Annotated in this window: 7 protein-coding genes; 5 read left to right on the forward strand and 2 right to left on the reverse strand. The window is 74.0% G+C overall.

Annotated elements, in window-relative coordinates; all coding sequences use genetic code 11:
• Positions 1-1,926: cation-transporting P-type ATPase (locus tag AB0G28_RS48920; protein ID WP_361106448.1), on the forward strand; the 1,926-nt coding region annotated here is incomplete at its 5' end.
• A 71-nt stretch (positions 1,927-1,997) separates the two neighbouring features.
• On the opposite strand, the gene AB0G28_RS48925 is transcribed toward AB0G28_RS48920, so the two are convergent.
• Positions 1,998-2,453 carry a universal stress protein gene (locus AB0G28_RS48925; protein WP_361106451.1) on the reverse strand — a complete coding sequence of 152 codons (456 nt, stop codon included), beginning with the start codon at positions 2,451-2,453 and terminating at the stop codon, positions 1,998-2,000.
• Positions 2,454-2,625: 172 nt separating this feature from the next.
• Between AB0G28_RS48925 and AB0G28_RS48930 the strand changes: the two genes are divergently transcribed.
• The gene (locus tag AB0G28_RS48930; RefSeq protein WP_361106453.1) at positions 2,626-3,609 is read left to right on the forward strand and encodes a nitroreductase; all 984 of its coding nucleotides are present in this window, start codon (positions 2,626-2,628) and stop codon (positions 3,607-3,609) included.
• A gap of 267 nt (positions 3,610-3,876) precedes the next feature.
• Entirely contained in the window at positions 3,877-4,851 is a 975-nt protein-coding gene (locus AB0G28_RS48935; RefSeq protein WP_361106456.1) for a hypothetical protein, read from the forward strand.
• A gap of 3 nt (positions 4,852-4,854) precedes the next feature.
• On the opposite strand, the gene AB0G28_RS48940 is transcribed toward AB0G28_RS48935, so the two are convergent.
• Positions 4,855-5,256, reverse strand: coding sequence for a CBS domain-containing protein (locus tag AB0G28_RS48940; protein WP_361106459.1), 402 nt, complete (start codon positions 5,254-5,256; stop codon positions 4,855-4,857).
• A 183-nt stretch (positions 5,257-5,439) separates the two neighbouring features.
• On the opposite strand from AB0G28_RS48940, the gene AB0G28_RS48945 reads away from it, so the two are divergent.
• Positions 5,440-6,027: a hypothetical protein gene (locus tag AB0G28_RS48945; protein ID WP_361106462.1), complete on the forward strand. Its 588-nt coding sequence runs from the start codon at positions 5,440-5,442 to the stop codon at positions 6,025-6,027.
• Between the two features lie 23 nt (positions 6,028-6,050).
• Positions 6,051-6,310: universal stress protein (locus AB0G28_RS48950; RefSeq protein WP_361106465.1), on the forward strand; the 260-nt coding region annotated here is incomplete at its 3' end.

Raw genomic sequence — 6,310 nt, forward strand, 5'->3', positions numbered from 1 at the left:
ACCGAGATCGGCCGGATCGCGTCGCTCTCCTCGCGCGTCGGGCGCGAGGAGAGCCCGCTCGAACGCCAGGTCCGGCGGGTCGCGTGGCTGATCGCCCTGGTCGCCGTCGTCGTGGGGATCGGCTTCCTGCCGCTGGGCTGGCTCGCCGGCCTGTCGTGGTCGGCCGCCTTCGTCTTCGCGATCGGCCTGCTGGTGGCCAACGTCCCCGAGGGCCTGCTGCCGACGATCACCCTGGCCCTGGCCGCGGGCGTCCGGTCGATGGCGAAGGCCGGAGCGCTGGTCAAGCGGCTCTCCGCGGTCGAGACGCTCGGGTCGACGACGGTGATCTGCACCGACAAGACCGGCACGCTGACGCGGAACGAGATGAGCGTCGAGGAAGCTCACCCGGTGGGGGAGCCGGGGCCGCTGGCCGCGGCGCTGGCGCGGTGCAGCACCGCCGACGTCACGGCGTCGAGCGGTGATCCCACCGAACTGGCCTTGCTGCGTTACGCGGGCGCCGACGGCGCCGACCTGTCCGCCCGGAAGGCGTTGTACCCCTTCGACCCGCGGCTCAAGCGGATGTCCACTGTGGACCTCGTCGACGGTGAGCTGTGGGTATCGGCCAAGGGCGCGCCCGAGCAGATCCTGCCCCGGTGCGCGATGCCGGCCGAAGACCGGGCCCGGTTCATGGCGCTCGTCGACGAGATGGCGGGCCGTGCGCTGCGGGTGCTGGCCGTGGCTCGCCGCCGGGTATCGGTGGTGCCGGGTAGCCGCGAAGAAGCCGAGACGGACCTGACGCTGCTCGGCTTGGTGGGGCTGGTGGACCCGCCCCGGCCCGAGGTCGCCGCGGCGGTCGCGGACTGCCATTCGGCGGGGATCACCGTGCACGTGGTGACCGGGGACAACGGCCGCACGGCGGCGGAGATCGCCCGCCGCGTCGGGATCGGCGCGGACCGCGTGATCAGCGGCGAGGAGCTGGCCGGCCTGCCGGAGCCGGCGCTCGACGAAGCACTGACCGCGGGCGGGGAGATCGTGTTCTCCCGCGCGGCACCGGAGGACAAGCTGCGCATCGCCGACGCGCTGCGCGACTGCGGCGAAGTGGTGGCGATGACCGGCGACGGCGTCAACGACGCGCCGGCGTTGCGCCGGGCCGACATCGGCGTGGCGATGGGCATCGGCGGCACGGATGTCGCCAAGGAAGCGGCGACGGTGGTGCTGACCGACGACAACTTCGCGACGATCGTCGCCGGGGTGAGCGAGGGACGCCGGGTGTTCGACAACGTCCGGAAGTTCGTGCTGTACATCTTCGCGCACGCGGTCCCGGAGGTGCTGCCGTTCCTGCTGTTCGCGGTCTCGGGCGGGATGATCCCGCTGCCGCTGACGGTGTTGCAGATCCTGGCCATCGACCTGGGCACGGAGACCCTGCCGGCGCTGGCCCTCGGCCGAGAGCCCGCCGAGCCGGGCCTGATGTCCCGCCGCCCGCGGCGGCGGTCCGAAGGCGTGGTGACGGGCCGGATGCTGCTGCGGGCGTGGGGGATCATGGGCCTGCTGTCGGGAGTCCTGGTGCTGGGCGCGTTCTTCGCGGTGCTGGCCGCGGCGGGCTGGCACCCGGGCGCCGACGTCTCCACGGGAGCTTTGCACGAGGCGTACCTGCAGGCGACGACGGCGAGCTTCGCGGCGATCGTGTTCTGCCAGGTGGGCACGGCGTTCGCGGCCCGGACCGAGCGGGTGTCGCTGCGTTCGGTGGGCTTGACGACGAACCGGCTGCTGCTGGGCGGCATCGCGTTCGAGCTGGTCTTCGCGGCGGCGTTGATCTACCTGCCGCCGCTGCAGGCGCTGTTCGGGACGGCGGCGCTCCCGGCGTGGGTGATCGCGATGCTGCTGCCGATGCCGGTGATCGTCTGGGGCGCGGACGAGGTGTTCCGCTGGGTCACCCGCCGCGCCTGACCCGCAAGTCCGTGAAGGCCACCTTGAGGGACTACAAGTTCCTCAAGGTGGCCTTCACGGACTTTCAACGGTCAAGCCGGCGTCAGGCGGTGCGCCGCCTCCGGGGTGATGACCACGACCGGGCAGCGGGAGTAGCGGACGCATTCGCGTCCGACGCTGCCGAGCACCAGGTCCGCCACCGCGCCGCCGCGGTGGGCGCCGAGCACCAGCAGGTCCGCGTCCGCCGACGCCGTCACCAGCTCGGTCGCCGGGTCGCCGTGGACCGTGCGGGTCTCGACCTCGGCCGCCGTCTCGATGCCCAGGCCCGAGACGTGCGTCGCCAGCGAGTACCGCCCTTCGGGGATCCGGCCGTGCGGCTGGAGGGCGAACGACGTGCCGGGCAGCAGGCCGTCCCGCGGCCGGACGAGGATCGCGCGGACCGTGTCACCCGTGTGCGCGCCGGTCTCGAGGGTCCACCGCAGGGCCGCGTCGCCGCGGGGTGAGCCGTCCACGCCGACGACCAGCACGCGGCCAGTTCCTGACTCCATGGTTCTCCTTCTTTCCTCAGGTGTTGCCGCGATCGTGCGTCCGGCGGGCCGCGGCCGGGTAGGGGACGAATTCCGCCGGGGCGAGGGACTTTGTGCTCCGGTGCCGGCACCGCGGCCACCGCGACGATGGCCCGGGGCGGAGCGTCCGGCTCCGCGACGAGGAGTGAGCGCGATGACCACCGCGGCACCGGCGACCCTGACGTCCCATGAGATCGGCGTGCTCGCGCGCGCGGTGAGCCGTGCGCCGTCGGTGCACAACAGCCAGCCGTGGCAGCTGCTGATCCGCGGGACCGAAGTGGACCTGCTCGAGCGCCGGGACGTCGGACTCCGCCGGCACGACCCGTTCGGCCGCGACCGCGTGCTCTCCTGCGGGGCCGCGCTGACCAACCTCGAACTGGCCGTCCGCGCCCTCGGCCGCGACTGCCACGCCGGCCTGAAGGAAACCGGTGACGTGGTGGCCACGGTGACGATCGGCCGCCCGCGCGCGACCTCGGTCCGGGCCTACACGCTGTACCAGGCGATCGGCCGCCGCCGCAGCCACCGGCACCGGTTCTTCCACAACCGCGTGCCGGCGGACGTGCGCACCGCGGTGGTGGCCGCCGGCGAGACGGCGGGCGTGCACGTCGTCGTCCCCGGGCACCTGGACAAGCTGGCCGAGCTGCTCGGCTTCGCCACGCGCGTCCTCTCGCGCGACCGCGCCTACCAGCGCGAGCTCGAGATGTGGACGGCGCGCACCCACGCGTGGGACGCGCTGGGCGACGGCGTCCCCGAGGACGCGCTCAGCCCGGAGGCCCTGCCGGTGGCGGGGCTGGTCCGCGCCGGCACGCCGATCCCGGACGACGCCGTGCTCGCCGACCGGCTCGCCGCGGAGAACCTGCTGATCTTCTGCACCGACGGCGACACCCGGACCGATCACCTCGCCGCCGGCGCGGCGTTGCAGCGCGCGTGGCTCGCCGCGGCCTCGAAGGCCCTGGTCGGCTCGGTGATCACGCAGCCGCTGCACCTGACCGGGTTCCGGGCGCGCCTGGTGTCGGAGCTGGCGCTCCTGGGTGTCCCGCAGGCGATCTTCCGCTTCGGGTACCCGGCCGTCCCGTCGGCCCCGTCGCCCCGGCTCCCGCTCGGCGAGTTGTTCCCGCCTTCAGGAAGAAGCCGGTGACCTGCGTCCGCGAGCGGCGGTGATCGTGCCGGCCGAGCGGCGTCCTCACGGAGGCCCTCGAGGTCGGCACTCGCGCGGCCTGCCGGCCGAGGGCGACGCCGGGGCGGCGATCGCGTCGGCCGAGCGGCGCGTCCTGCCGGAGGCCGGCGTCGCAGCCCCGCCGGAGGGTCTTTGGTCCTCGCAGGTCATGACGCGCGGCCGTCGCGGCGACCGCCCGCGGCCGGTGATGCTGGCCGTGTCCGTTCCCGAGAACACCGGAGCCCGACGATGAGCCGTCCCCTGCCCAGCGTGTTCGACCAGGCCCTCGCCTCGGCCGTGCGCGCGCCTTCGCCGCACAACACCCAGCCCTGGCGGTTCGTCGTCGAGCACGAGACCGTCGAGGTGTGGCTGGACCGCGAGCGCGTGCTCGCCGTCGCCGACCCGCACGGCCGGGAAGCCCGGCTCGCCTGCGGCGCGGCCGCCTTCAACCTGCAGATCTGCCTGCGGGCCAACGGCATCGCCGCGGTCGTGCGGATGCTGCCGGACCCGGCCGAACCCGACCTGGTCGCGGTGATCCGGCTCGACGGCAACGAGAAGGCGACCGCGGCCGAGCGCAAGCTGGCCGAGGCCGTCTTCCGGCGGCACACCAACCGCCGCCCGCTGCTGGACAAGGAGGTTCCGTCCGCCGTGCGGGCGGCGCTGAAGTCGGCCGCGCTGAGCGAGGGCGGGCAGATCGAGTACCTGGACGCGTCCGGCCGCTACACCCCGGTGGCGTCGCTGGTCCGGCAGGCCGAAGCGGTCCAGGCGGACGACCACGCGTTCCGCGCCGAAGCCGCGTTCTGGACCCACCGCGGGCCCGACAGCCCCGACGGCGTGCCGAAGGTCGCGGCCGGGCCGCCGCCGCAGGGGCACGGGATCGTGTCGCTGCGCGCGTCGCACGAAAACCGGGACCTGCCGGCTCGCGAGTACGAGCAGGAACCGCTGCTCGGTGCCGTGCTGACCCGGGACCGCGGGCCGCACGCCGAGGTGCGGGCGGGCATGGCGATGCAGCGGGTTCTGCTCACCGCGACCGCCGAGGGCCTGGCGACGTCGTTCCTGTCGCAGCCGTTCGAAACCCCGCACACGCGGGAGGCGCTCGACCGGCTCTTCGCCGGGCTCGGGCAGCCGCACACGCTGCTGCGCATCGGCTACGGCTACCCGACGCGGCTGACCGGCCGCCGCCCGGTCCACGAGGTGCTGACCCACCGCGCCACGGCCGGGTGACGCTCAGGCGCGGCCGGCCGTGGCGCGCAGGACGTCCTGCAAGGTGACCATGCCGACCACGTGCCTGCCCTCGACGACCGGCGCCGAGCGCACCCCGGCGTCGGTCATCCACCGCGCCAGCTCCCGTACGCCGGTGTCCGCCGGCACCGCCAGGCCGGTCGTACGCATGACCGAGCCGGCCGTGCGTGAACGGCCGTCGAGCATCACGCCGGTGTCCGGGTCACCGCAGGGCGCCGGCGCCCGCAGGATGTCCTGTTCGGACACCAGGCCGAGGATCCGCCCGTCCGCGTCGACCACCGGCATCGTGGTGAAACCGTGCGCGGTCATCGTCGCGGCCGCCTCGTCGAGTGTCGCCGACGGGGCCAGGGCGAACGTCGGGGTGGACATGATGTCGCGTGCGCGCATGGCCGTGCTCCCATCCGTCGGGAGTCCCGACCATCCCGCCCGGTTCCGCGAGCGGCCCAGGGTCCTAAGTCCCCGGCCCGGCCGCCGACGGACTCCGGTCCGGGGCCGAAGGCCTCTTCGGTGCACCGGGAAATCCGCCGATCCTGGGAAGGGAACGGAAACCGGACCGGAAGGACGGCAGGCATGAGCCCGATCGTGCGGATGTGGCGCGCGGTGTTCCCGCGCCGCGGTTCGGTGGCACGTCGCTCGGACCGCGTCCAGGGTGGCCTGCTGGCCGTCGTGGTGCTGCTGGCGCTCGCCGCGCTCCCGGTGGCCGCCGGCTTCGGTTCGGAGACCTACGTGAGCCAGCGGGACCAGTCGGCCCGGCAGCTGGGCGAGCGGACGCAGGTGACCGCGACGCTGCTCGCCGACGGTCCCGGCATCAAGGTGAACTCGCGGACCGGCGTCGTCGGCAACGGTGAGCCCACCGACGCGACCTGGCTGCTCCCGGACGGCACCCGCAAGGTCGGCAAGGTCGTCGCCGACGAGGGCACGCTCAAGGGGTACACCTTCGGCATCTGGGTGGATCGTGCCGGCAACCCGGTGGATCCGCCGCTCAGCGGCGCGGGCGTGGTGATCGACGCCGTCGTCGTCGCGCTCGGCTTGTGGCTCGGGGCGATCGCGCTGCTGGCCGCCGCCTACGGGCTCACGGTGTTCTCGCTGAACCGGCTCCGCTACGCCCGCTGGCAGCAGGAGTGGTTCGCCGTCCAGGACCGCAAGACCCATTCTTGAGAACGAGGAGAAGGTGAAATCCCATGACCACGGCATACCAGGGCGACATCGTCGTCGGCGTGGACCATTCGGCGGTGAGCGTGGCCGCCCTGCGCTGGGCGGTCTCGGAAGCGGCGGTGAGCGGCCGTCGGGTCGTCGCGTTGCGGGCGTGGACGTTCGAACCGGTCTACGACCTCGGTGCGGCCGTTGCCGGGACGCCCCAGGCGGTCGCGGATCGCGAGCGGCGGCAGCTGGACGAGGTCGTCGGCGAGGTCCGGGCCGAGTACCCGGGCGTGGCCGTCCG

This window comes from Amycolatopsis sp. NPDC021455, assembly GCF_040640995.1.
Taxonomy (GTDB): Bacteria; Actinomycetota; Actinomycetes; order Mycobacteriales; family Pseudonocardiaceae; genus Amycolatopsis.

Bases quoted from the DNA above. Each gene is read 5' to 3' on its own strand.
- AB0G28_RS48925 (WP_361106451.1), bottom strand. From the start codon at position 2,453: ATGGAGTCAGGAACTGGCCGCGTGCTGGTCGTCGGCGTGGACGGCTCA.
- AB0G28_RS48930 (WP_361106453.1), top strand. From the start codon at position 2,626: ATGACCACCGCGGCACCGGCGACCCTGACGTCCCATGAGATCGGCGTG.
- AB0G28_RS48935 (WP_361106456.1), top strand. From the start codon at position 3,877: ATGAGCCGTCCCCTGCCCAGCGTGTTCGACCAGGCCCTCGCCTCGGCC.
- AB0G28_RS48940 (WP_361106459.1), bottom strand. From the start codon at position 5,256: ATGCGCGCACGCGACATCATGTCCACCCCGACGTTCGCCCTGGCCCCG.
- AB0G28_RS48945 (WP_361106462.1), top strand. From the start codon at position 5,440: ATGAGCCCGATCGTGCGGATGTGGCGCGCGGTGTTCCCGCGCCGCGGT.